The organism is Desulfosediminicola ganghwensis, from assembly GCF_005116675.2.
Classification (GTDB): Bacteria; Desulfobacterota; Desulfobulbia; order Desulfobulbales; family Desulfocapsaceae; genus Desulfopila; species Desulfopila ganghwensis.
The window spans coordinates 3,231,232-3,256,165 of the sequence record NZ_CP050699.1 but is presented as its reverse complement, the minus strand read 5'-3'; the positions used below and the strand labels follow the sequence as shown (position 1 = coordinate 3,256,165).

General features: G+C 46.0%; 23 protein-coding genes and 1 riboswitch. Of the genes, 7 read left to right on the top strand and 16 right to left on the bottom strand.

Features of this window, described 5'->3' with window-relative positions; genetic code table 11:
- Positions 1-488: 488 nt before the first annotated feature.
- The 9 genes from metC to FCL45_RS13760 form a co-directional block, all read right to left on the bottom strand.
- Complete coding sequence (gene metC, locus FCL45_RS13795) at positions 489-1,718, bottom strand: cystathionine beta-lyase (RefSeq protein WP_217907582.1); 1,230 nt, start codon at positions 1,716-1,718, stop codon at positions 489-491.
- Between the two features lie 42 nt (positions 1,719-1,760).
- Positions 1,761-2,222: a YbhB/YbcL family Raf kinase inhibitor-like protein gene (locus tag FCL45_RS13790; RefSeq protein ID WP_217907581.1), complete on the bottom strand. Its 462-nt coding sequence runs from the start codon at positions 2,220-2,222 to the stop codon at positions 1,761-1,763.
- A gap of 211 nt (positions 2,223-2,433) precedes the next feature.
- Positions 2,434-2,637 (bottom strand): DUF6485 family protein, encoded by a 204-nt coding sequence (locus FCL45_RS25315; protein ID WP_136796016.1) that lies wholly within the window; start codon positions 2,635-2,637, stop codon positions 2,434-2,436.
- Between the two features lie 569 nt (positions 2,638-3,206).
- The gene (locus tag FCL45_RS13785; protein WP_136795900.1) at positions 3,207-3,884 is read right to left on the bottom strand and encodes a DUF1847 domain-containing protein; all 678 of its coding nucleotides are present in this window, start codon (positions 3,882-3,884) and stop codon (positions 3,207-3,209) included.
- Between the two features lie 100 nt (positions 3,885-3,984).
- Entirely contained in the window at positions 3,985-4,431 is a 447-nt protein-coding gene (locus tag FCL45_RS13780; protein ID WP_136795901.1) for a GNAT family N-acetyltransferase, read from the bottom strand.
- A 114-nt stretch (positions 4,432-4,545) separates the two neighbouring features.
- The gene (locus FCL45_RS13775) at positions 4,546-5,205 is read right to left on the bottom strand and encodes a thiamine diphosphokinase (RefSeq protein WP_136795902.1); all 660 of its coding nucleotides are present in this window, start codon (positions 5,203-5,205) and stop codon (positions 4,546-4,548) included.
- Between the two features lie 41 nt (positions 5,206-5,246).
- Complete coding sequence (locus FCL45_RS13770; protein ID WP_136795903.1) at positions 5,247-6,311, bottom strand: ABC transporter ATP-binding protein; 1,065 nt, start codon at positions 6,309-6,311, stop codon at positions 5,247-5,249.
- Positions 6,312-6,362: 51 nt separating this feature from the next.
- Positions 6,363-8,078: an ABC transporter permease gene (locus tag FCL45_RS13765; protein ID WP_228721332.1), complete on the bottom strand. Its 1,716-nt coding sequence runs from the start codon at positions 8,076-8,078 to the stop codon at positions 6,363-6,365.
- A 293-nt stretch (positions 8,079-8,371) separates the two neighbouring features.
- Positions 8,372-9,421, bottom strand: a complete 1,050-nt coding sequence (locus tag FCL45_RS13760; RefSeq protein WP_136795904.1) for a thiamine ABC transporter substrate-binding protein — start codon at positions 9,419-9,421, stop codon at positions 8,372-8,374.
- Between the two features lie 126 nt (positions 9,422-9,547).
- Positions 9,548-9,657, bottom strand: a riboswitch (TPP riboswitch).
- Positions 9,658-9,894: 237 nt separating this feature from the next.
- Between FCL45_RS13760 and FCL45_RS13755 the strand changes: the two genes are divergently transcribed.
- Positions 9,895-10,149, top strand: coding sequence for a hypothetical protein (locus tag FCL45_RS13755; protein WP_136795905.1), 255 nt, complete (start codon positions 9,895-9,897; stop codon positions 10,147-10,149).
- A gap of 91 nt (positions 10,150-10,240) precedes the next feature.
- On the opposite strand, the gene FCL45_RS13750 is transcribed toward FCL45_RS13755, so the two are convergent.
- From FCL45_RS13750 to FCL45_RS13735, 4 genes are all read right to left on the bottom strand, one after another.
- Positions 10,241-10,795, bottom strand: a complete 555-nt coding sequence (locus tag FCL45_RS13750; RefSeq protein WP_136795906.1) for a molybdopterin-guanine dinucleotide biosynthesis protein B — start codon at positions 10,793-10,795, stop codon at positions 10,241-10,243.
- Positions 10,779-11,120 carry a TraR/DksA family transcriptional regulator gene (locus FCL45_RS13745; RefSeq protein ID WP_136795907.1) on the bottom strand — a complete coding sequence of 114 codons (342 nt, stop codon included), beginning with the start codon at positions 11,118-11,120 and terminating at the stop codon, positions 10,779-10,781. The genes FCL45_RS13750 and FCL45_RS13745 overlap by 17 nt, the downstream gene beginning before the upstream one ends.
- Before the next feature lie 220 nt (positions 11,121-11,340).
- A complete protein-coding gene (locus tag FCL45_RS13740; protein WP_136795908.1) occupies positions 11,341-13,920 on the bottom strand; it encodes an amino acid permease in 2,580 nt (859 codons plus the stop codon).
- Positions 13,921-15,510: 1,590 nt separating this feature from the next.
- Positions 15,511-15,984: a cytochrome P460 family protein gene (locus tag FCL45_RS13735; protein ID WP_136795909.1), complete on the bottom strand. Its 474-nt coding sequence runs from the start codon at positions 15,982-15,984 to the stop codon at positions 15,511-15,513.
- A gap of 176 nt (positions 15,985-16,160) precedes the next feature.
- Between FCL45_RS13735 and FCL45_RS24890 the strand changes: the two genes are divergently transcribed.
- From FCL45_RS24890 to FCL45_RS13725, 3 genes are all read left to right on the top strand, one after another.
- Complete coding sequence (locus FCL45_RS24890) at positions 16,161-16,283, top strand: hypothetical protein (RefSeq protein ID WP_267313991.1); 123 nt, start codon at positions 16,161-16,163, stop codon at positions 16,281-16,283.
- 360 nt (positions 16,284-16,643) lie between these two features.
- Entirely contained in the window at positions 16,644-17,918 is a 1,275-nt protein-coding gene (locus FCL45_RS13730; RefSeq protein WP_228721331.1) for a radical SAM protein, read from the top strand.
- 53 nt (positions 17,919-17,971) lie between these two features.
- On the top strand, positions 17,972-18,562 hold the full coding sequence (locus tag FCL45_RS13725; protein WP_136795911.1) for a 5-formyltetrahydrofolate cyclo-ligase: 591 nt from the start codon (positions 17,972-17,974) through the stop codon (positions 18,560-18,562).
- A 289-nt stretch (positions 18,563-18,851) separates the two neighbouring features.
- Here FCL45_RS13725 and FCL45_RS13720 read toward each other — a convergent pair whose 3' ends face one another.
- A complete protein-coding gene (locus FCL45_RS13720; RefSeq protein WP_136795912.1) occupies positions 18,852-19,205 on the bottom strand; it encodes a chaperone modulator CbpM in 354 nt (117 codons plus the stop codon).
- A gap of 1 nt (position 19,206) precedes the next feature.
- Positions 19,207-20,163 carry a DnaJ C-terminal domain-containing protein gene (locus FCL45_RS13715; protein ID WP_136795913.1) on the bottom strand — a complete coding sequence of 319 codons (957 nt, stop codon included), beginning with the start codon at positions 20,161-20,163 and terminating at the stop codon, positions 19,207-19,209.
- Between the two features lie 301 nt (positions 20,164-20,464).
- On the opposite strand from FCL45_RS13715, the gene FCL45_RS13710 reads away from it, so the two are divergent.
- Positions 20,465-21,031 (top strand): YajG family lipoprotein, encoded by a 567-nt coding sequence (locus tag FCL45_RS13710; RefSeq protein WP_167495664.1) that lies wholly within the window; start codon positions 20,465-20,467, stop codon positions 21,029-21,031.
- A 245-nt stretch (positions 21,032-21,276) separates the two neighbouring features.
- On the top strand, positions 21,277-22,155 hold the full coding sequence (locus FCL45_RS13705) for a HesA/MoeB/ThiF family protein (protein WP_167495665.1): 879 nt from the start codon (positions 21,277-21,279) through the stop codon (positions 22,153-22,155).
- Between the two features lie 91 nt (positions 22,156-22,246).
- Here the strand turns inward: FCL45_RS13705 and FCL45_RS13700 are convergent, their stop codons facing one another.
- Positions 22,247-22,759: a hypothetical protein gene (locus FCL45_RS13700; RefSeq protein ID WP_136795916.1), complete on the bottom strand. Its 513-nt coding sequence runs from the start codon at positions 22,757-22,759 to the stop codon at positions 22,247-22,249.
- 334 nt (positions 22,760-23,093) lie between these two features.
- Between FCL45_RS13700 and FCL45_RS13695 the strand changes: the two genes are divergently transcribed.
- Positions 23,094-24,896, top strand: coding sequence for an HD domain-containing phosphohydrolase (locus FCL45_RS13695; protein ID WP_136795917.1), 1,803 nt, complete (start codon positions 23,094-23,096; stop codon positions 24,894-24,896).
- Positions 24,897-24,934: the final 38 nt, after the last annotated feature.

Below are 24,934 nucleotides of genomic sequence, written 5' to 3'. Positions count from 1 at the left end.
AAGACTCCGTGCTGAAGCACGCGGTTTCGAATTTAAACCCAAATTTCGTACAAACTCCCCCATTAACCGGTTTTACAGTGATTTGATATCAACCGCAGGTACTGCGTAACCCGGCCAGCCATCATCATACGACAAATACTTCACGATCTCGGAAAATCTAGGGACGGCGCCGGAGGCGCCCTCTGTTTGGCAGGTTTCGTGTACAGTTTCAGGTGCACGAGTATCTTCTTGATCACTGCCCGATCGTAGATGAATCTTATAATCTTCATCTCCTCACCACAGTTCGAACAGAGCAGCGGATCTACTTCTTACCCTCCCCTTCTTCTTGGTCAGCATGAAAAATATAATCCTTCTCACCTAGACGAATGACAATAAAACATTTTGAGTAAATCAGGAGTTTCCTTGGGGTCACCACTCTACAATTCAAGCCGCTCAGGTATTCCTGAGCGGCTTTTTTTTTTGCCTGCCACTATCTTAAATCTCTTGATTTACGCCAACATAAGGAAAGCCTGTTGAAGATCCGCTATCAGGTCGTCAACCTCTTCAAGACCGACATTCAACCGCACCAGCACCTTGCCCTCACAGGCTTCACCGGACTCACGCCGGTACCTGCCAACAGTCACGAGACTCTTATATCCACCCCAGCTAAACCCAATGCCAAATAGTTTCAGTGCATTTACAAAATCACAGACCTGCTCTTCGCTGTAGTTTTCTTTAAACACGAAAGAAAACAGACCGGCAGCTCCGGTAAAGTCCTTTTTCCATAATTTATGCTGCGGATGAGACTCAAGAGCCGGGTGAATAACTTTTTCGACCAAGTCGTTTTGTTCAAGCCATACACCCACAGCCAGACCAGATTCCTGATGCTGCCGCATTCGCACCCCAAGGGTCTTCAACCCACGTAATGCAAGATAGCAATCCTGCGGTGACGCAAACAACTCCATCACCCTATAAAACCTATCCAGCACATCTGCATAGCGCCCATTGACAGTCACTGCCCCCAATAAGACGTCGGAGTGACCTGAGATATATTTGGTCACCGAGTGTATTGACACATCGACCCCAAGTTCAAGCGGTTTGAGAAAAAGCGGCGTCGCCCAGGTATTATCGATAATGGTCACGATTCCTTTCTCACGGGCGATTTCCACAACAGCCTGAATATCCTGAATTTCAAAAGTATTTGAGCCGGGTGATTCCAAGAATATCAATCGTGTTTCAGCTGTCAGCCATTGATCAATATCCTGGCCAACTGCCGCCGGCACAAATGTAGTTGTAACTCCGTAACGCGAGAGGACTTCCCGGCAGAAAGCAGATGTTGGCCCATAAACATTTTCACAAACCAGAATATGATCCCCGCTCCTGGTAAAAGCCAGCAGAGTATTGGTAATCGCGCTTATTCCGGATTGAAAGGCTCGACACAGCGCCCCACCTTCCATGTCGGCCAGTGCATTTTCAAATTTCCGCTGAACAGGAAGGCGCTCCGTCCCGTACGTGATACCGCTATACCCACCCCTGCCTGCAGCCAGCAGGTCCTGGCAGCTTTCAAACAGTACTGTTGAGCCCGTATGTAACTGCGGGTTGATCATGCGGGGTGACGGGTAGTCAGCCTCGTCATCCTTAAGATCTGCAGCAATCACCCTGGTTATCTCGTTCAATTCTCTACCTCCGTAAAAAAATATACGGGTACCGGAAAACCGATACCCGTATTTATAATGCATTCATTCTGCGATCCAAAACATACTCCTGTACGCACCAGACTTTCAGCGACGAGTATAACAGGCAGCAAATTCAGCAGATGCCAGGATATGATGCTGCATCGCCCCCTGCACTTCTTCCCTGGATTTACCCGGCCCCAGGCCAAGGTGGCAATCAATTGCATACAACCTGAAGATGTACGTATGTTTCCCGGAAGGTGGGCATGGTCCTCCATAACCGACTTTAAGAAAATCATTCAGGCCCTGCTTGCCGCCAAGCGGGATACTATCTGTCTTTGGGATTCCTTCAGGTAAACCATCACATTCTGCCGGGATATCATAACATATCCAATGCACCCACTCACCATGTACCATATCTGGATCATGGCATATAACAACAAGGGTCTCTGACCCTTCTGGTACCTCGCTCCAGATAAGCGGTGGGGAAATTTCGGCGCCATCACAGGTAAAATCAACAGGAATCTCCTGCATCGGTGTAACTTCCGGACTGGAAAATTTGATAGCCATGCCACCTCTCAATCAGATGTTCAAATACCTTCGGCGTGAGACTAAACAACCTTTGTATTGTCGAAAACATCATTTCAGAACCGCGAACCGGCTGGTTCAACAGAGCTTCAGCAGCATAAATCAACCCACGTAAGTTACCTGCATGCAAAGGAAAATCTATATGAACGGCAATTGCCGCACAAGTAATTTCCGTATGTATGCAGCTATAATTCTATACTCTTCCTTTCTCAACCAAATCTGCAAAATGACTAAAAGAACGATCATATGTTCTCTCAGCTTCAGCCGTAAAGCAGCAAGCAGGCAGTTCCCTCTTTCCCAAATGGTGGGCTAAGCACTGACAACATGCTCCTTTTCTTGGACAGGAATTATTGGTACAATTACAATTTCTCTTATTATCTTCTAAATGACAATCCATTTCTTTCTCCATTACTGCGATAATCTACTTATACCTTTTCTGATACTTGTTTACCGCATGCGCTGTCAACTACCATATGTGTAACGTGTTTACTCTCCAAAAGATGAGATCGTGCCTGACTGCTTATGGCGGCAATTGATTCATATTTCCAGCCACACGGCTCTTGACTATAAACCGTTCGCATCAAGGATGGGTGTACCACACAATACAACAAATGCTTTCAGTTCAACCAGCCGCTAAACAAAGGCCCAAGGTATTTCTCGCCTATCGACGCTAAAATGAGCCATAACGGCAATATCAGGAAACCTGGCCCCTCATCAAAGAGCCTGCGCAACAATCCACGTCTGTTATGATGCAGATAAACCAGGAAAAAACGAATACTCATATTTCCAGTATCTCTGGCAAACCAGATAAATATTGAAAGAACAAATCCGACCAGAAAGATAATAACAGAAATCAGCCTGGTCGGATTAAATAATAGGGAATGCTGGGTTAGAAAACTCAGGTCCATCTCGTACACCGCCCTGATTAACGAGCGTTCTCAACTCATAACTTTATGTTTAAGCAACCTATTTCAAGGTACGGTAGTAACTGTCCAGGGTATAAATCGCCGCAAGCGGATTATGTCCCAACAACCTGTCTTTTACAGCCAAAACTGTGGTTGGTGCTTCAGCATACTTAAAAAACAATGAATCATGCCCTACACACAATCCCAGAAGAATGTTGAAGTCAGCCTCTCCCTGATTCAGGATCATAGCCTGTAGAATCGGGTTACACATGGTTTCAGGCCTACGTGTATCAATCTGCTCATCAAGTGACACCCCTATGGTTTGTTTCGGCACCCTGCCAATCTTACAAATAGCGGATACAACCTCGAAGCCATGTGACGAAAATATCTGCTCAACGGCTTTTGCCTCTTTTCTCAATCCCAGACAAAAAGCCATTCCAAGCTTCTGGTAATTCATTCGCCGGGCAAACTCAATGATCTCCTCAATTCGAGTCTTGGCAGCCCGAACCCGCTCATACCCGAGGTCACGTCCTTGATACCCTGTAGCTTCCTGAATTGCAGCCTGCCTGGCAAAATTGCAATTACCATTGGTATCGTTGTATTCCTCAAGACTTTTTTTAATGAGGTCAGTCATGTTCATGGTAGGACATGATTCGGGAAACCTCCCCTCCTCTATCCGACACAGCCTGTCAGATGCCTTAAATGGACATTGAGCACAATTCGGTGTATCTGTTTGCATCCTCTCCCCTCTCCTGCCCCTGATCTTGTAAAAAAAATGCCATGCGTAGCACAAAAATACTATTTGCTTCGATAAGCATCGTATAAACAGCTGATTGTTTTTATAACTTTTTTTGCATACAGACCGAATTATTCATAGTTTCATATGGTGGATAATTGTCGATTACCTGGTAACCCGCCTTTCGATAAAGTCCGATTGCCTCAGGTTGACCTTTGCCTGTTTCCAACACCGTGCAGCTAAACCCGCATCTTCGGGCAAGTGCTTCAAGCTGGTCGAGAATGATGGTTGAGTAGCCTCTCCTCCGGCATTCTTCAGCCACAAACATTCGCTTAATTTCCACCGCGCTTTCAGAAAACTTTCTGAAACAGCCACAGGCCATGGGCCTACCATCCAGGTAACCAATTATGGCCGGTTCATCGATTTCAATCTGGTTATGCATTGCATACGTTTTTTGCTCTGGCCCATATCTCTTTACCAATTCAATATCGAGCAACATGGTGAGAAGCTTAAAATCCGTATGGGAACTGCTCGCCTCAACAAACTCCATCCCTCCTCCCCTCAGCATTCATTCAATAAGTTTTGGGCTTCTGCACCCCTGTATTGCAACAACCGTCTAAAGCTTTACTGAAAATGAAACTCCATTGTTAGCCAAATCGTAAGATTACAGTTCTTTTGATATTTCATTTTGATCAGAACATATTACTGCAAGAACCCCTTTGGTAAAAAAGAGCTTTGCACCTTCTCCAATTACCACATTACTCAGCCCTCGACTTGAACCAAAATTCAATGGTTCATCGGCCAGTGGATATTCAACCCCTTCCAATGTTATTGAATGGACATCGCCAACAATTGGGAGCAGAGATACTCTCTCCCCCGATTCCGCATCTACATCATGATTCCCGGGATGCAGTATCTGAATCCTGTTCGAGTGATCATGAATTGATACCTTGATATTAGAATATTTTTCCTGACTGGCCAGCATAAGGTTGCTCAAGCTCATATCCAAGCGACCTCCTATCGCTCCAAAGAGATCTATCTTGACAGCTCCCCTGGACATGGCAAGGTCCAAGGCAAGTTCGAGATCTGTTGCATCTTTCCTGGTGGGATAGCGGAGAATTTCTATTGCTTGCTGCTGATACTCCACAAGCAAATCAGAATCTATTGAATCCAGATCACCAATGAGAATATGAGGCATACAACCGGCCTCAGCACAAAGGTTTGCTCCTCCATCTGCTGCGATAATTGTGTCTGCCATTTGAGCGATATGACAGAATTTCTCAGATAAATTTCCCGAACCATTTGCAACAATCACGACTTGCATGACGATATTCCTGAATTTTGATGAACCATTTTTTCTGCGTATCACTCAGATGGCAGCAACTTGACGGCTGAAGGATTTATTGCCAGCTTTATAAGTGCACCTTCCGGAGGTGGTGCAGGATCTAAAGGTAGCTCGAATCGTAAAAGCTCCTCCCCTATTCTCACTTCAAGCCGGTAACTTGCTCCCTGAAAACGAGAAAGAGTTACTAGTCCGGAAATACACGGCCAGCCACGTGGGACCTGTTCCTGATTCTCTAATACCTTTGCACCATCCGGCCGGATAAGAACAAGATAGCTGGAGTCCGGTTCGAATATGCTATGATCCACGAGCTGCCAAAATGGACCTTCGGGTACACTTCTATCCCTTCCTGACAATCTGATAAGGTTCTTAAAACCCAAAAACTCAGCCACAACCTTGTTTGCCGGGGTTTTATACACGTTTTCGGGACTGTCATATTGTTGCAGGATTCCATCTTTTAATATTGCAACTTTATCAGCCACACTGAATGCTTCTGCCTGATCATGGGTGACGAAAACAGCTGTAACACCAATGGATTTCAAGATCGCACGTATCTCTGCCGTCAAACGATCTCTTAAGGTCCTGTCCAGTGAACCCAGCGGTTCATCAAGAAGCAGCAACTCCGGTTCCGGCGCAAGGCAACGGGCCAACGCCACTCTCTGGCGCTCGCCGCCTGAGAGTTGATCTATCCGTCTATTTTCAAAGCCGGATAAACCAACGAGCACCAGCATAGCTTTTACTTTTTCTTGCACCCTTTCGTGTTCGAGTTTTTGCATCTCCAACCCGAACGCAATATTCTGCCAAACTGTCTTATGCGGGAAAAGCGCATATTCCTGAAACATCATGCCAATTTGACGTTTATGTGAAGCAATTGGCTGCAGGTCTTTTCCATTATAGAGAATGGTCCCTGACTCCTCCCGTTCAAGGCCCGCGAGAATCCTGAGCAAAGTGGTTTTACCTGAACCGGAAGGCCCGAGAAGACAAAGGACTTCTCCCTTTTCCAAAGTAAAACTTACACCTTGGAGTACGTTTTCATCGCCATACCGGCTATTTAAGCTAGTCACTTCAAGTAATTTAGAGGTTTTCATTCTAGTCCTTACCTTGTTACTTTTCACTACAACCCTCTCCGGGCAACCGGATCACCGTAAAGCATTCCGCAATCGATCGAGTCTTGCAATCAACCAGAATCCCGAGCAAGTCACCAGCATCAAAATCGTGCTCATAGCCATTGCCTGCCCGTAATTCATCTCACCAGGCTGGCCCAGAAATCTGAAAATTGCCACAGGCATTGTCGGAGTGTGCGGTCTGGTAACAAAAGCTGAAGCGCCAAATTCTCCCATCGAGATAGAAAATGCAAAAATAGCCCCAACCAGAATTGCCCGCCTGATTATCGGCAGATCAACCTGAAAAAATACTTGAGCCGGTGATGCACCAAGCATTGTTGCTGCTTCCCGAAGCGATTGTGGTATCTGCCTGAGTTGAGGCAAAATGCAGCGAACCACAAAGGGAAATGCCACCAGGGCGTGAGCAATTGGCACCAACGCCAGCGAATCACGCAAATTGAGGGGTGGCGCATTTAAAGTAATGATATAGCCAAAGCCCAGCGTTACGGCAGAAGTTGCAAGGGGCAACATTATCAGAGCGTCCCACAATGTTGTGGAAGATTTGTAACGCCTGATTGAAGTTACAATCTCTTTTCTTCTACCTTGATCAGATGCCAGAAAAACCGAGGCCATGAGCCCAAGCACAACTGCAATCAACATTGCTCCAATACCAAACCCAACACTGTTGGCTACAGCCTTGATCGGCTCAACGAAAAAGACTGAGTGGGCCTCGGTGGAAAACAGCGCTGAATAATAGACCAAGGTCAATCCCTCTTGCCCCGTAAACGAGCGCAACACCAATGCCATCAGGGGGGTTACCAATAGCAGCAACATAATGCAGACATTACCGATGATCATAAGCCTGGCAAAAGAAGTTACGGGGCGCACAGCGCCCCCTGCCACAGAGGCAGAGTAGAAAGAACTCTTCGATTTTGTGTCAAGCCTGGCGTATATCCACATCAGGATAAAATTGATAGTTATCTGGATGAGCGATAAAGCGGCAGCCATAGGCAGGTTAAACATCTGCACAGCCTGACGATATATCTCGACTTCGATAGTGGCATAACCTGGGCCACCAAGAATGAGAACCACCCCAAAGCTGGTGAAACAGAAAATAAAAACCAAAAGCCCGGCGGACCCAATAGCGGGCAGGAGCAATGGCACGGTAACCCGTAAAAAAGTCTGCCAGGGTGATGCCCCAAGCATCCGCGCCGCCAAACGGAGATTAGGATCGAGACCGGCCCAGTAACTTGATACAATGCGGACAATCAGTGAATAATTATAAAAAACGTGAGCGAGTAGAAAAAAATAGACAGTCTGGTCGAGCCTGATTGGAGGCACGCTGAAATTAAACACATTTATCAGCAAGTCATTCGCCAGCCCATTCTGCCCCAAAAGTGCCCGAAAGGCTGCGGCAACAACAACGGTTGGCAGCACGAAAGGAACCGTCATGACTGCCTGCAGAAGACTCTTGCCGCGAAATTGGTATCTGGCAAAGATATAGGCTGCAGGAAGGGCAATCAGCAAAGTCAGCAAGGTGGAAAGTGCCGCCTGCCAGATGGTGAACCAGAGAATACGGAAATAAACAGGACTGGCGACCAGTTTGGCAAGCCTTTCAGGTTGCCAGCTGCCCTCCGGTAAAAAAGAGAACAGCACGATCTTGGTTAACGGATAAAAATAGAACAGTGCCAAGAAAACCAGAGGCAGGGAAAAAACCAGCCACCGCAGCGAATTTCGAGATTGTTCATTCACCAGTACAACCCCAGTAACAATATACCTTTAACCAGCATTCCCCATGACCACTATGTAAATTTCACCAACATGCAGGTTATACAACCTGCGTAGTCAAGATGTCGCCAATGCCCTGGAGCCAATCCCCTTGCACTGCTCATTAATCTAATTTTATTCACATTTTCCAATCAAACAGGCTGCCTGAATCTGGTGCAACGAACTCCGCGCTTTCCTATACCTGTGCCGATGAGATATCGGGGTTATGCTTTAATGACTGGTTGTTTTAAAGACTACTCGAGACCCAACATCCGTAATTATCGCAACATCACGTTTGTCCAATCCTCCAGCCATTTTTCCCTATTGGTCTCGATGGCTGCGGGATCGACCTTTAACGGTTTCTCTGCGACTTTTGAATACTTTATAAATATTTCAGGAAGATTAGCTTCGCTGTTGGCCGGATAGACAAACATTTGCAGGGGAATGTCCTCCTGAAACGTTTTGCTGAGCATGAAATCGACAAATTTTCGGGCAACCGTGACATTTTTGCTCCCTTTCAGGATTCCCACAAATTCGATCTGCCTGAAAGCGTTGTCATCGGTCACTAATGCCACGGTTGGAGCCTCTTCAGGCTCAGTCTCAGCATAATATACAGTTGCCGGTGGGCTGGTAGCATAACTCACCACTATAGGGCGATCCCCCTCTGAAGCAGCTGTGAAGTGTCCGAAGTAGGCATCAGACCACCCCTGGGCAATCAGCACCTTATTCTCACGCAACTTCTTCCAGTAATTAAGATAATCGCCCTCGCCAAACTTGCCTATGGTTGCAAGCAGAAACGCCATACCCGGAGAGGACGTAGCCGGATTCTGCACTGCAATGAGGCCTTTATACTCCGCCCTGGTCAGATCTGTCAGGTCAGTTGGTGGGGCTATCCCCTTTTCCTTAAACCAGGCTTTATCGTAGTTGAGGCAAACATCACCATAACTCACAGGCAACAACCTGTTTTCATTATCCAGCTTTAATCGATCGGGGATCATTTCCAGCATGGGAGACTGGTACGGTTCAAAGATATCTGCACCGATAGCTCTGGATAGAAAAGTGTTATCTACCCCGAAGAAGAGATCCGCCATTGGGTTATTCTTAGAAAGGATAGCCTGAACAAGAGCAGCCCCGGCATCACCTGACTTTAAAAACCGAACAACAACGTCATTTTCTCTTTCAAATTCGGCAATAACTTCTTTACTGACATTAAAACTGTCATGGGTCATCAAAGTTAACGTCTGTCCTGCATGGCACCAGGCAGGCAAAATGAACACGAGAGCAAAAATTAACAATACTCTCTTCAACTTGCAAATCGCTCCATTCATACTTATTTCCTTTAAAGTGAAATTTTGCCCGGAGAAGCAGTTCTGATCTGCAGTTTTTACAATCAGATACTACTTTCGGGCAGAGGAGCGTGTGCAATAAAAAAAGCCACCCCCAGAGCGGAGATGGCTGAAAGCCACACTTTTCCCTCCGCCGGCATTATCCGGATCAGGTTAAGCGGTCGGGCCCTTTCAGACCCCTCTCAGCCTGGTTATTCCAAGCTCCCGCGTATCAACTTGTACTTACAATGATTGACCGTACGATTAATGGTATGTCATGCAGATTAAGCCGGCAACATAAAATTGAATACCTCAACGTATTCAGAGAGTAAACTGACTGAAGCAGTTACCTGCAGCCAATAAATCGGTCTGGAATTTGCATAACTTGTGACTACATATTATCTTCACATCAGCTACGCAATGAATTGCGACAGCTATGAGATACTCCCAAAATCAACTATACTACTTGAAACACTATGATTTTATCTGATATCTACGCGACCATTTATCAATTTATCGTCAGTTACCCCATCATTGCCGCCATTGTAGGAGTGGTCCTTTTGGTATTCCTCTGGCAAAAGCCGTGGGAATTTTTGCGTATCACTATACTGGTTCTGATAATTGCAGCCGCCGGATACTATTTTGCCTTACTGACAATGTCGGCAGATTATGGTTCGGACCAGAAACGAGCAATTACTACAGAGAGAGAACAACAGTTAGAAGCTAATTAGCCCGAATCCCTCATGCGCACTTCAGGCTAAAGAGAGCTCCAGGGTGATACGTACCACCAGACACCAAGCCGCCTTATTATTTGAAATTACCTCAAGGGATCAGTTGCCAGCAATTGCCATCTACGATTTCTATAGAATTGAGTTCAGAAAAACCGGAAGTGCCATCTGAAACCACCACCAGATTCGCCCTGGCAAGCTGCGCCAACGCCCTCGGTTTTATCTCGCCTGATACAGAACGCACAACAATATGAATAGCAGGATCAACCACCGACCTTAAACTGTTTGATTCACATACAACAAGCGCATTATCGGGAATTCTTTTCGAGAATTCCCGATACCCTGCCTCTATCCCTGCGTCATCACTTCTAAGATAGAACACTTTTTTCGCACCTGCCCGTAGCATACGGGAGGTATCCTTTGGACCATTAAGGCGATTTTCTTCAAACAGTTTTCCTTCAAGAAAATCACGGCTGTGATCCCCATGATAAAGATGCTCGTCCGGGAAAATAGCAGAGACCTTCAACGCATAGATGTCATATTCAGCTGAAAACGATTGTATCAGGCGGCAGACGAATTCGGTTTTACCAACATTTCTGCCGGCGCCACCAATGATTACCAGATTTTTTTCTCTAGATTTTTTCAGCACAGTGCACACAGAAAGGGTTGGCCGGGTCAATCTCGAGACGGCGACCTGCAATCTCTTCATCGTACATGGCACAGTAGCCAAACTCCCCCTCTTCAATTCGTTCAAGAGCTGCCTCAATGCGGGTAAGTTGTATCTCTCGTCGTCGCTTGCCTTCAAGTGCCATAGCTTGAGATTGCATGGCATCCATCCTTGAGAGGCGTCCTACAGTTGATTGATCCAATTCGACAGTGCGGGTGGAGGCCTGACCGGCCTTTTTCTGCCCGATCAACTCTTTCCGCTGCTGCAAAAGTAGTTCCGTCAGTTTGTCTATATCTATTCCACTCATAACCAGCTGCCTTTCTGGTAGCAATACCCCGATGAAAAATTCCACTCACTGAAAACTATCAGATCATAAAAAAAGGTTCGCACCTGTCTGCCGACCTAGGACAGTTCAGGTGCGAACAAGAGGTTTCAGAGTCAACGTCAATCGGCATCATAGCTGATTGAACACTTCTTGGAAACACCAAAGCGTAAGACCACCGGATGCAGGTTCTTGGTATCCTAATTCATTGGCGATCTACTCCGCCCCCATCTTCCGGATTATCGTGTTCTGTATTCTCTGCTTCATCGTCTTTAAGCTCTGAAGTTCCTCCTTCAGCTTCTTTGATTGCCAGATCGACTTTAGCCTGTTCACGAGCCATTCTCTTATCAGCAAGTTCCGATTTTTCACGTGCCTGCAGGGCGAGTCGCAACTGATCGACAAGATCCTGGTCGAGCGTTGAGCCACCGAGCTCTATCTTATCCATCTCCGTCCTGGCTTTAGCTGCCGCATCAGCAGCAGCCTTTTCAGCCTTTTTCAATCTTTGCTTCAGGCGGTCGAGATTATCCTGCGCTTCAGCAAGATCACCCGCCTCCCCTTCTTCCGGTTCTGCACCCAGATCGACTTCCTGTCCGGCCTGCACCAGTGCCAGCAAACCATTGGTGTGTTCGATAATCTGGACATTATCGCCAAATATATCAAATACACCTTCGCTTCTTATGGTAACCCCCATAAAGGTGAGTTCAGCATCAGCAGAATATTTTGAGATAGAGTGATGATTTGCATTTTCCACCAGGATCATTTCCGCATTGATGCGTGTTTCACCTATGGTTTGCTGCAGATCAGCAAGACTCTTTTCCGACAGGTCAGAATAATTGGTAGCCAGTACCCGAATGGTAGCACCATCCCACCGCTTATCTCTGGTAGTGAGATATGCCAGTAGCAACATCAGCCGGCTCGTTGCATCACCTCGCCACCAGACATCTATTCTCCGTTTTTCAGGCTCGACAAGTTCAACCTCATCCCAGCTACGCTGATCGCCTTTGAAAATTACAAGATGGCATCCCGCTCGATAACCACTCCTAAGATATTTCACATAATTCCTTGTGCGGGCAACGGAAGTATCATCTTTATCTTCAAGCCAGTTGAGGAGTATTGTGTTCGCTTTTATGGGACCTAAACCAAACGACTGAATAAGCACGTCCAGGGATAGTAGAGCATCAGGACTGGCAATTACTCGTGAGAAGATGTCAAGCCGGTGACTTTCCACTTCCCTTTTCAATTCAGCAGCCGCCTCAAGCCTCCTTTTACGACTTTGCGCCCCTTCTCCCTCAATAAATTGCACCACAGTGGTTAAACCACTTTTTCCCTCAAGCCAGCTTGCAAACTCAAGCAACCTTCCCCTTCTTTCCCTGGTGGCAGAGAAGGCCAGAATATATGGTCTCCAGTCCCTTGGATGATCAGGGTCCGAACCTGCCTCGAGAAGAAGAGACCGTACTTTTTGTAAATTATGGGAACGTTGACTGTCGGCCCAACGAGCCGGACGGGTGGTTCTCCGCAAATATTGATATATGGCAAAAAGAATAGCGATAGCCGCAATACCATATTCCCAATCTATGGCCAACATCACCCCCAGACACGCTGCGGCCCCGGCCAGACTGATGTTTTTATGGTACCATTTGAATCGCGGCCTGAAGGAAGGGCTGGAGGCTCCTGCTTCATAATAGGTTGCGTAATTCAGCAACCCGTAAGAAATCAGAAAAAACATCGAAACCAACCGGGCTATCAGGTCGAGTTCACCTAAAGCGATAGTTGCAAAAGCAATAGCAGCCGACAAAGCCACTCCTCTTTGAGGGTTGTCCGTTTCAGCACTGCCTTTGGCAAAAGGATTCAGAAAAAGGAATATTTTATCTTTGGCGAGGGATTGCAGTATGCGCGGCGCACCTAAAAATGAGGCCATGGCAGATGAAAGAGTGGCTGCAATGACACCGGCATCGATAAAGATACCCATGTACGCAATATCAGCCATCGCACCATAATCGTTCTGCAGTATAGTAAGCGGTCTGCTGGCTGCAAAAAGAATCGCTATGGTTACGTAAACTACAATGGACAGTCCTACAGCCACAAATGTTCCAAGCGGTAAACTTTTTTCAGGATATTTCAGATCTCCCGACATGCTTACCCCTTGGGTAAAACCGGTAACCGCTGGAAAGAAAATAGCGAATAGTACCCAGAATGGTGCGGCATTTTGTGGACGTGCGAGGTTTTTGGCCAACAACCCACTATCCCAGTTCGCTACTCCCCCGATATAAAATGAAGTCAGAGCCAGCACCAAAAATGCCATAACCAGATACTGAAACTTCGTGGCCAGGTCGGCACCAACCCAGGCTAAAAGGAACAGAAGAGCCACTGCAAGCGCGGAGATCATTTGAGGGAGACTTGACGGACCACCCGGGAAATAGCCAGCGACAACTTCACCAAACCCAATACAATAAAAGGCAATTGAGACCGACTGGGCAAGAAAGAGCACGAATCCCAGCGCCCCTCCAAACTCGAGGCCAAGGGTGCGTGAGATGAGGTAGTAATCGCCTCCACCTTTCACTTTGAAATTTGTGGCAATCGCCGCAAGGGAAAAGGCAGTCAGCACCGATATACTATTAGCCAACCCAATGATGAGCAAACCATACATCAAGCCTGTGCTACCTACCACATAGCCAAGACGCAGAAAAAGGATTATGCCGAGAATGGTAAGGATGGAAGGAGTAAAAACGCCGGCAAAAGTCCCTAATACGCCAACTTGCTCTGGCAAAGCATTCTTTGGCTGCATAGATTTTCCCTATTCATATTATCTTCATACCAGATAGTGCCACTACAACCTCTGGCATAATTTAATATTTACAACAAACCATTCGGAATCAGCAATCTTTTAGCTGGTCGAAGACCAGTCTATGACTGGTGAACTAACTCACAGAATGCTCCATGAAATATTGTATCAGTTCGAAGCAAAATCAGAAAATGACCGACTCGTACGCCAGACTTTTTTATCGCTGAGACAATTTGTATTGCCAGTTCAGCTGACATTAGCGCACATCCGGGGAAAGACGCAGGAAAGCCCAAAACCGAGACTGCGGGTCAGTCTTTTTTGTGTGTGTTGCGGGGAGTAGGTCAGAAGACAGAAGGATGGGAGATACTACCAGGAATGAATATCCGGGCATAATCGGAATTACTTATATTAGTGCATACCTGATCACCCAGTAAAATCCTATGCCAACAACCAGATAAAACCCGATACGTAAGAACATAAAGGTAATTGATTTTGGTGATCTATGTGACAGATAATGTTTACGAAAGCGCAATTCTGAAATAACCTGTGATGCTAGATACAGCAGACAAAAACCGACTATTCCGATAATGATATAAGGAGAGAATAACAACTCGCTTGGTGTACTGTTACCGGAATAGATATCTATAACGATAATAAAAAATATCAGGAGCGGGAGAAGAATAGTTATCCAGCCGTTGGATCGCTCATCTTTCAACTTCCTGAAAAATGCCCTTTCTTCATCGGAAAACCTATTATCCATAACAAACTCACACTGGTTACTGATTGGTTCTTATACCTGCGGGGTTTCCGCACCACGTTGGATATCCTCGCTTAATCTGCCTCAGCCAAAAGATGTTCTGTATATCGTATTAATATTTAACATCAATATATATTGCTCACATTAAAATCCAGTTAATATGGAATATAAATATATAGTATCAAGTTGCGAACTCAAATCATTCTATCAACAGGTAACCGCATCAAGTAAAAAAATCTGAATGAAAGCAAAATACATCAGACAAAATAGTAACAATATGACAAAACAGAATATATAGACAAACGACATACTGAGCTTTAAAGTTCAGCTTCGAAGATAATGAAGGGGATATGTGAGGTCGTCTGTGCATTTTTTTCCCGATAAAAGAATATTACATGGAAAAGCTCTCACAAAAATATGGGGGATACATTGTCTATCACATAATTTATAGTCGGCAGGTACGACAGGTACACATCTCCAGGCAGGACAAACGCCCCATAATACCAGCAACTTTTTTATGTTAAGTATCACCAACATAGAGATAATTAACCGATAGCAATATCTTGTGCAAGCACAAACAAAAAAATGTGTACTTTCGCTATATTGCGAACAACACACCCTGACAAACAACCACTTCTGGTTTATTATAAGTGTCTGTTTTAGTCTGGTGTGATATTGTAATTCACTGTCACGAAAAATCCCCTCAAGGGGGCGATCAGTGATGATGAGAGATACTGGCTTAAAAGAGAGCAATTCCGGGAGGGGCATGTCTGGATAATAACGACAACAGTCAATGTTGAATACATCGGCTGCTGCCGAAAAGAAACAGTTCAATGCTAATCAAAGCTGTGGATGAGAATATAATCACCAGCGGCAGCGCCACCATGGCAACTTATACCACCTGCGGGCTTTCCGAACCTATCAGCTTTACCGTTTGTATCATATTTTGCCCAAAACCAGTCTCCAGCTTCCGGGTTATATCCTTTAATTTTATACATAACGGTAAGGGCCTGACGTTCTTCGGCCTCATTATGATTTTCCTTTACCACAATCGTACCAACATTCACCAGAGGCTTCGCAGAGGTGAGTCCCGCCTCGTTGACATACACTTTATGTAACGGACGATGCGGCGCACTGCCTTCCCGCATTCCCTGGTGATCCGGCCAGAATCCCCAGGAACTGTAAGTTGATGTCCTGGAGATATAGATCCACAGCGCATCCAGACCTGGCTCAGGCATTTCAGCCCAGGCCAATGACGCAACCAACAAACACAGTACTGAGGCCATTGTATACTGAATTCTCTTTTTCATTATTGCCCTTCGAAATCATTCAATTTTGCACTTCACTTGTACAGCCGACCTGTGAACCTGCTGCTGATTAAAGTGCTGCTTTTATGATAAAATACGTAGCTAAGGCTTATTGACCTTTTCATTATATGGAAATTAGGGCGTGGAAAAAGAGTTACTTCTATTGGGCAGGCAGCAGTTTGAAGGATTCAATTCTGATTCATGATCTCATTTACGGCATCAGCTGGTTGATACGCCGTACTGCCGGCATGATGATGTATGCTAAGCTGGCAGAGTTATATGTACGCTATCACTATAAATAGTCCGGCACGCTGGCGGAACCTTGAAAATTCAAGCTTTTACCTTTTATTTGTCCCCTCTCCGCTGTTCTTCAATTCGACGCGCTTCGCGTCTGTGCTCCTTGTGCAAAAACCAGATCGGACAAGATGTGCGGAATGTGCAATAAATCTCAGGATCGAGACAATGCAGGCACTCCTCGCACAAGCCAACTTTGTGTTTCGAACAATAATATTGTGCCGGACGGTCATGGTGAGTACTACAATGATCCATAAAGAATACTCCTGCATGGTAAAGATAAATTTGCTATATTGCAGACCAGTTATAGCACATTACAGGGTTCAATAAAACCGAGGAAATCGGATAGTTTTTTTCACAGGTTCCAGATGAAGCCAACAACAACATTCACTTCTGATACCGTACAGATCAGCCTCCGGAAAATGGGGTCTGCAAAGTATGTCAAAATGAGCTATCCCGTTTTCAGCGGTATCTATGCTGAAGTTGAAACCCGGGACCTTGTGCTGCACTTCAACCTTAACAACGAGATAATTCGTGCCCGGGGTAAAGGGGCAGACTGGCCCCATCCCCATGAATGGCTTAAACGCAACATGGGCAACGACTGGATCTATTACTCCACTGGTGGCTATACCGGTGTTTACGAGGCTACGGGTGAATATTACCTCCCGAACCTGCCGTACAAAACCAATGGAATGCTTGGAGGCGCTCCTTTCCAGAACGGTTGCCTGCAAGAGCTGATCAATTCATGGCCGAGGTGCCTTGAAGAGATCCTGACCAGAGAAAGCAATCTCCCAGAAGACATCGTTTCCTTTCTTGAAAAAGCGTTAGCGAACAATGCTGACAGACTGCAACAGACGGCTGATAACCTGTTTACCCTTTGCGGTGGACGCTCAACCGTATTACCACCTGATGCACGCCACGTTGATTACAACGTTATCCCTATTACTGTTGCAACTGGCTGCCTATACAAGTGCAGGTTTTGTGAAGTCAAAAACAAACGACTATTTGCCCCCAAATCTCCAGCAGAAATTGATCATCAACTAGATGGGTTGATGCGTATATACAGGGATGACCTCATCAATTACAACGGCCTTTTCCTGGGCGAGCATGACGCCTTGAATGCCGGACCCAAGCTGATATTGTACACCCTCAAATCCGCTGAAGAGAAACTGAATCTCTCCGCCTCATTCTTACATGGCTGTAGCGCATATCTCTTTGGTTCTGTTTCATCGTTGCTGAATACCCCCGACGACTTTTTTCGGGAAATTGAGCAATTACCCTTTCAGGTTTACATCAATATCGGGCTTGAGTCCCATGACCAGGCCACACTCGACCTGCTTGGCAAACCAATCACTTCAGCTCAGGTAGCAGATGCCTTTGCCCGCATCCAGGATATCAATGACAATTTCAGCAAAACTGAGATTACAGCCAATTTTGTTCTCGATGAAGATCTGCCTCAAACACATCTCCCTGCCTTTCTCGAACTGGTCCGCGAATCCCTGCCTCGGGTTAAACCGAAGGGGTGTGTCTACCTGTCACCGCTGAAATTTGGTCAACCTTCACGATCTAAAACATTTGGTTTCAATCGTCTGAAAGTACTCAGTCGGGTTCCAACCTATCTTTACATTATTCAAAGGCTATAAGGTTCTACTCCCACGCAGTTGCACTGGTTAATGACTTCAAAACAGGAAATAACATGAATGACTCAAAACAGTTGCGAAAAGATATTCTTGGCAAACGTGACTCACTCACCAGGGCTGAGATTGTCTCAAAAAGTTCTGCCATAGAGCAATCGTTCCTCTCACTCCCGGAGCTTTCTGAAAGGAATAATATCTTTCTTTACGTAAGTTTTCGAAGCGAAGTAGAAACCTTACCACTCCTGCATGCACTTATACGTTTGGGAAAAAAAGTCTCGGTGCCAATAACATATGTAGAGGAACGCAGGCTCGATGCCATATCAATTACGAATCCCACTGAGGAATTGACTCCAGGCTATTGCGATATACCTGAGCCCAAAAAAGAAATCCTTACAAGCAACTATGTTAACCCCATGGATATCGATATGATCGTGCTGCCGGGATCTGTTTTTGATGAACGTTGCGGGCGCTTTGGGTATGGCGGGGGATTTTACGACAGATTCGTCTCAGCCAACCCCAATGCCCTACGCGTCGGACTGGCTTTTGAAACACAGATTATCGAGCGGGCTCCGCTACAGGATCATGATGAGCTGCTGGATCTTGTCATCACTGAGAAACGGATAATTCGGGGTTCACGTCAGGCAGTATAGATAGTACGCATCCACCCATCCTGTGTTATTTATTGTTATTGTTTGGCAATTATCGCAGATTAGGTTGCCGATAATGATAATTCATATATATTTTCAGGCATCTTCTTATTACGGGTACACTCATTCTGGCCTCGTAATTCCTTTTAAGATGCTTTTCCAAACCCGCATTGAGCATGGTCAACCTCAGAGGCCATGCTCAATGCTGTTGAAATCACTTTCCCTTACTCCATATCCACCTACGATGTTTCCAATTTGCGCTCATTCGAACCAATAAGATCGGAATATACGGCTATTCTTCCCCAACCCGGTTCCGCAACTGCTCTAATTCTTCCAGCAACTCTATGGCCAATGCCGCCCCTGGCAAATTCACTCGCAGATCTTCCTGCAATCGCACGGTCATCTGCACTTTTTTGATGTTTGTTGCCGAAAACATCCAGCTCCTGGGCGAGGCTCCAGCCGCACGGATGGGGGCAATAATTCCCTCGTTAATCATTTCAAAGACAAATTCATCGCCTACTTTGCAGACATTGCAAAGCTCGGTAAAGGTATATGTTACGCTTTCATCGAGCAAAGTAGGCTCTTTTTTGCCTACGTCCTGCCTGTTCTTCAAAACTTTCCTGTCTGATTTTTCTTCGCCAGCCATATCACACCTTAAATGTAATACGTGGATTAAAGGGCATTATTCGTGCCATCTCCTCATACAATTCTTTTTGCCGATTATTCTCAACCCTGGGCGTATGAATCTCAATAATGAGGTATTGGTCTCCGCTCTGACTTCGACTGCAGAGCCCTTTTCCTTTTAATCGTAATTTTCTGCCGGATTGTGAACCAGCCGGCAGATTTAAATCCACTGGCCCACCAAGGGTGGGGACCTTCAACTTCGCACCAAGAGCGGCCTCCCAGGGTGTCACTGGTAACACCATCGAAACATCACGTTTTACCACCGTAAAAAATGGGTGTTTTTCAAAAACAACCTCTAGAAAGAGATCCCCCCGAGGACCGTGCTCCATCAACAACTCCCCCTGCCCTTCGAGCCGTATTTGCTGCCCTTCAATTATACCCTTCGGGATGGATACCTGTAGCGAGGTAGTCTCACCCCCGTACCCAAATCCATGTGGTGACGATCTGTTCAGGGAAATTGTTTTTCTGCTACCACTAAAACTCTCCTCGAGCCTGATAGCCAGCTTCGCATGAATATCGCGTCCCCGGTTAAGGCCACCCGTTTGAAAAAATGAAAAGTCACTCTCCCCTGTTCTATGGCCCCTTCCGAAAAGCGCCTCGAAGAAATCACTGAAACCATTCGTTGAAGAACTGGTATAGCGATGACCGCCGGTAAATTCCCGAAAATCCCACCCTGGAGGTGGTTTGAAATCCTGACCAGCTTTCCATTTACTGCCAAATTGATCATACGCTGCCCTTTTTTCTTTATCCTTCAACACCTCATAGGCTTCCCCCACTTCCTTAAATCGAACCTCGGCATCTTCACTTTTATTCACGTCCGGATGATATTTGCGGGCGAGCTTTCGGTAAGCCCGCTTGATTTCATCCTGACTGGCATCCCTCGATACACCAAGAATTTTATAGTAATCTTTATATTCCATACAGTTACCCTTCAGGCATGTATGACGACCCTGATTTACAACCACTCCGCTACGTTCTCTTTATTTATATGATATCTACACGTTTCCCACAATGGTATGAACATACAGTGGCAGCTCCTGGGTGTTTCGTTGCCGAATCATCTGTATATATAGCCACTACAGCAAATACACCGTTCCGGGTTCCAAGGACGGAATCTGCCAATTCTTTTTCGAATTCAAAGAGATCTATGGTATATTCGAGGCCATGGTTAATGACGATGGATGCAACACCGCACAATACTATCGAGATATGGAGAGACAGATGAAAAGACTTGCAGCAATAGCCCTTGCTCTACTCTTGGCCGGATGCGCTACCAAGCAACCGGTAACAGCCAACCTCGACCTGAGAATTGGTGCTCAGCCTGCCACCCTTTACCAGAATGCTGCAGCAAATATCCAGGGCACAGATCTACGAAACGACAAAAAAGTTATTCGTTATACGGTCAAAGACGAAATAACCTCAGAGCTACCGACTCTTACACCTCCGCAAATTATTCTCAAGGAATCCCTCTCGAGAGGCTTCGAAGGCCAGGGGCTAGCCATAAACCCCGCTGCACGTGTACATATGACCGTGGAAATCAACGAGTTGCTGGTAAAGGTAGACCAACCACAAATTCTCCATGACATCCATGCAAAAAGCGTGATCACCCTTAAAGTTGTGAACGGTACCAGAACTCTCACTAAAAAATACAACAGGGAAGAAACTAAGGAGACTGTCACTAAACCCAAAATTGCCCAACTCGAAAAGATTCTCAATGACCAGTTGAGTGACATAGCCCAACAGATACTGAAAGACGAAGATATTCGCAAAACGGTTTCCGCCATCTAATCAGGCGTTATTATCAATTCAGGCAGTGTCAGCTTCGAAGTTTGTTACAATAAATCATGGCAGTTTTTATCCCTGAAAGACCGAAGAAGACTCTAGGCAGGTACTGCGCTTTATGCGCATTACCTGCAGGGCTCTTGAGAGCGTGGCTAAATGTTCTCAAGAGCCTCCAGGTAACTCTACACTAGAAGAAACTGATATATTTCAAGGGATTCAATCTCCACTACCGGATACATTCAGAAATGCAGGTGAATACCAAAACTATCGTTTCAGATGAGCTGCGCTGTAAAATTGAAGCTGCCGCGGAAAATCGGCTCCGCCCGGATCAAACTCCATACCAGGCGCTTCTGTTTGCCCAGGAACGTGATCTGGCCATGCAAACCGGTCATTCTCATAGGGAAATACAGCTGGCAGCACTGGCAATGGAAATTGTTCCTGAACGGTATGCTCGTAATCAAAAAATTCTCTCCTGTGATGACCAGATTCGGTTGCTCAACTCCCATGCTGTGGTGATCGGTCAAGGTGGACTGGGGGGAACTGTCACTGAAATCCTTGCACGAATCGGTATCGGGAGGCTTACCCTTGTCGATGGTGATTATTTTGAAGACAGTAACCTCAACCGACAGTTACTGAGCAGTACGGATGTGCTGGGCCAGATGAAAGCCGAGGTGGGTGAAAAGCGAGTCAAAAGTATTAACCCTGCAGTTGAAACCAGATGCATCACACAGTTTCTCACCGCAGAAAACGGTGAGGAGATTATCGGTGATGGTGAAATAGCTGTCGACTGTCTCGACACTATAAGCGCCAGGTTCGTGCTTGAAGACATCTGCCGCAAAAAGCACATCCCCATGGTTTCTGCCGCCATAGGTGGTGCCAGCGGCCAGGCTACGGTGATCTTCCCGGAAGACCCCGGCTTGAAACTAGTGTACGGTGACCCCAATACTGCTCCGAAAAAAGGTGGTGAGGCCACTCTCGGCACCCTGCCGTATGCAGCCATTGCCATGGCCGCTTATGAGTGCGCTGAAGTAGTGGGGCTCGCTGTCAGACGTCCCTCCCAGCTTCGCAAGAAACTGCTACTGGCAGATTTCCATTATCACTCAACCGAGACCCTGATTCTCGCTGAGTAGTCCCACCAGGGCGGAATACGCTCATAACACAAAAAAGGCCCCACTCCCATTGCTGCAAGTGGGGCCTTTTCGATCTTTGCGGAATATCCAATTATTGCTTATTAGCGCCGTACAAGCCCATGAAGATCTGACGGAGCATATCTTCATCGACCCTCGTCATTATCTGTTCTTCATATGGATCATCAAGTTCTTCATTTTTATCCTCATTTTTCGGTCGACAACTGTTACCATGGTATCCTTTTGCAGAAATAGTTTCTTTTCTGTATGCGGGATTACCCGACCTGAATTCATAATGTTTTCGACGATCCAACCACTGATCAGTCTCATCGTGTGTACCTGCGAAGGGTATGAAGAGATATGATCCGTTGCGTACAGTCACCAGCCGATATCCATTGCCGAGATCATATTTTACGCAATTACTGATTCGGTATTCGCCGTTCTTGGTTCTCTTGCAGTACACCTCGTCGGCGAGAATCCCTCTTCCTCGTATATTGTCGAGCAGCACTTCGCATTGCATGGCCGCCCACTCACCCTTTCGCCCTGAGCGCCGCATCGCCTTCAGTTGCTTGTCAAATGTTCGGGAACACAACAGATATCGTATCAAGACACTTTTCTCCAGAATGTGCAAACCTCGATACACCCAGGTTTTTATACAATACAGAATAAACCGGCTGGCCTCAGTCAATACTTTTTCATGTTTTTTATATCTGTTTATTGTATTTGTCAAATCGATATTTCCGATACTTAATTGTTCAACTATCTGACAAATCCACTTCCGGTTTTATAAGACGGCATAGCTCTTTACTTCTCAAGATGCCAAAATATGCTATGCTGCTTACTGTTATCCTTACAGCATTTTTGACTACTAGCGTTACAATCACACCTTATTCAACCTGGCCTTGCCGGAATAGATATACAATCAGACACGGGGACTGCTGATGTCAGACAGATCTCGAACTCTATTCTTCTTTAAGACAACAATACTACTGCTCATTTTGCTGACGGTTCCGTTTTCCCTCTGGGCACGATCGGACAACATGCAGATCATGGGTAAAAACTTTCTTATTCTCAACTCTTATGGGGCTGATTTCAGCTGGACTAATTCTCAGCAAAAAGGGGCTATGTCAGTCTTCCAGAAGCTGGATATGAGCAATACTGTCCGCTTCGCCTATATGGACAGCAAGAGTCTGGATACCGACAAATACTACAAATATTACTTGAAGATTTTACAAGAAAAATTCGGCGGAGTTCAATTTGACGGCGTATTAGCTACAGACAACGACGCTATGCTTTTTTTGTCGAAATACGGTCATGATTTGTTTGGTGATATACCAATACTGGCTACTGGCATCAATGGCTATCGTGACAGGAGATGGCCTCAAGGGATAACCTATGCCATTAAAGAAAATGCATCTCACCTGGCAACCCTGCAGGAAGCAATACGGCTGCAGAGCAAAGCAAAAAATTGCTATATAATCGTGGATACCACAACTACCGGTAACATCTTTATCTCTGAAATTCAACAAATCGAGCAGCAGCTATCCACCAAAATCACCTTTCATTACCTGAACACTCTTTCATTTGAAGAGCTGATTGCCCAGGTGGCACTGGGTAGCCCTGACGATATATATTACCTCCTCCCATTCTTCAAGGATGCTGCAGGTAACAGCTTTTCTGAAGGGAGAGTAGCCCGCTCTCTGGCACAGGTCTCTCCCGCGCCAATCTTCGTTTCCTGGAATTTCCAACTTAATAGAGGCACACTGGGAGGCGCTGTGCTCTCAGGCTACAATTTTGGGGTAGCTGGAGCGACAGCCCTGCTTGATTTAATCAACGGCAAACCTTTAACAGACCTGTCCGAAAAAAGTAACGTGGCTGAGTTCATAATCGATTACGAGGTTGCGGGCAGGTACGGCATCAAATTATCCACATTCCCCAAAGGCGTCAAATTCATTAACAAGCCTCCGAGCTTTATCGATAAACATATTGAGGTCTTGCTACCCGGGGCTATTATAATACTCATCCTGACCACAATCCTGGCGCTGATTGCTAAAATGCTTAATAAGGAGCATATAATCAATAAGACCAGCCAACAGGTCCTACGTCTGAAAGAGGAAATCATCGACACCCAACGCGAGTTGGTAACAACGCTTGGCGAAGTCATTGAAAGCCGGTCCAACGAGACCAGCAATCACGTCAAGCGGGTGGCCCAAATCTCACGCTTGCTTGGTGAAAAAATTGGCCTGCCTAAGGAAGATCTTGATCTGCTTGAGATGGCTTCCCCCCTCCATGACGTTGGCAAAATCGCTATTCCGGACGCCATCCTCAACAGCCCTGATAAGCTTTCGGACACTGATTTTGCAACGATGAAGCAACATACCAGCATCGGTAAAAGTATATTGCAGTTTTCAAATAGAAAGCTACTGGCAGCTGCACGTTACATTGCTCATCAGCACCACGAACGATGGAATGGCACCGGCTACCCACAGGGTAAATCAGGTGAGGAAATTCATATTTTCGCCCGTATCACCACGCTGGCCGATGTCTATGATGCCCTGTCGAATAAGCGTAGCTACAAAGAAGCCTGGCCGGAAAAGCGGGTGCTCGAATATCTGCAGAAAGAAAGCGGGGAATATTTCGACCCCGAACTGGTAAGGGTATTTATTGAGAATATTGATGAAGTCAGGGAGATTCGCCTAAAGTTTATGGGCGATACCTATGATGAAATACAGGAAGCCGGGTAACAGCAACTATTACCCGGCTTCCTTGGAATTGCCTGCAC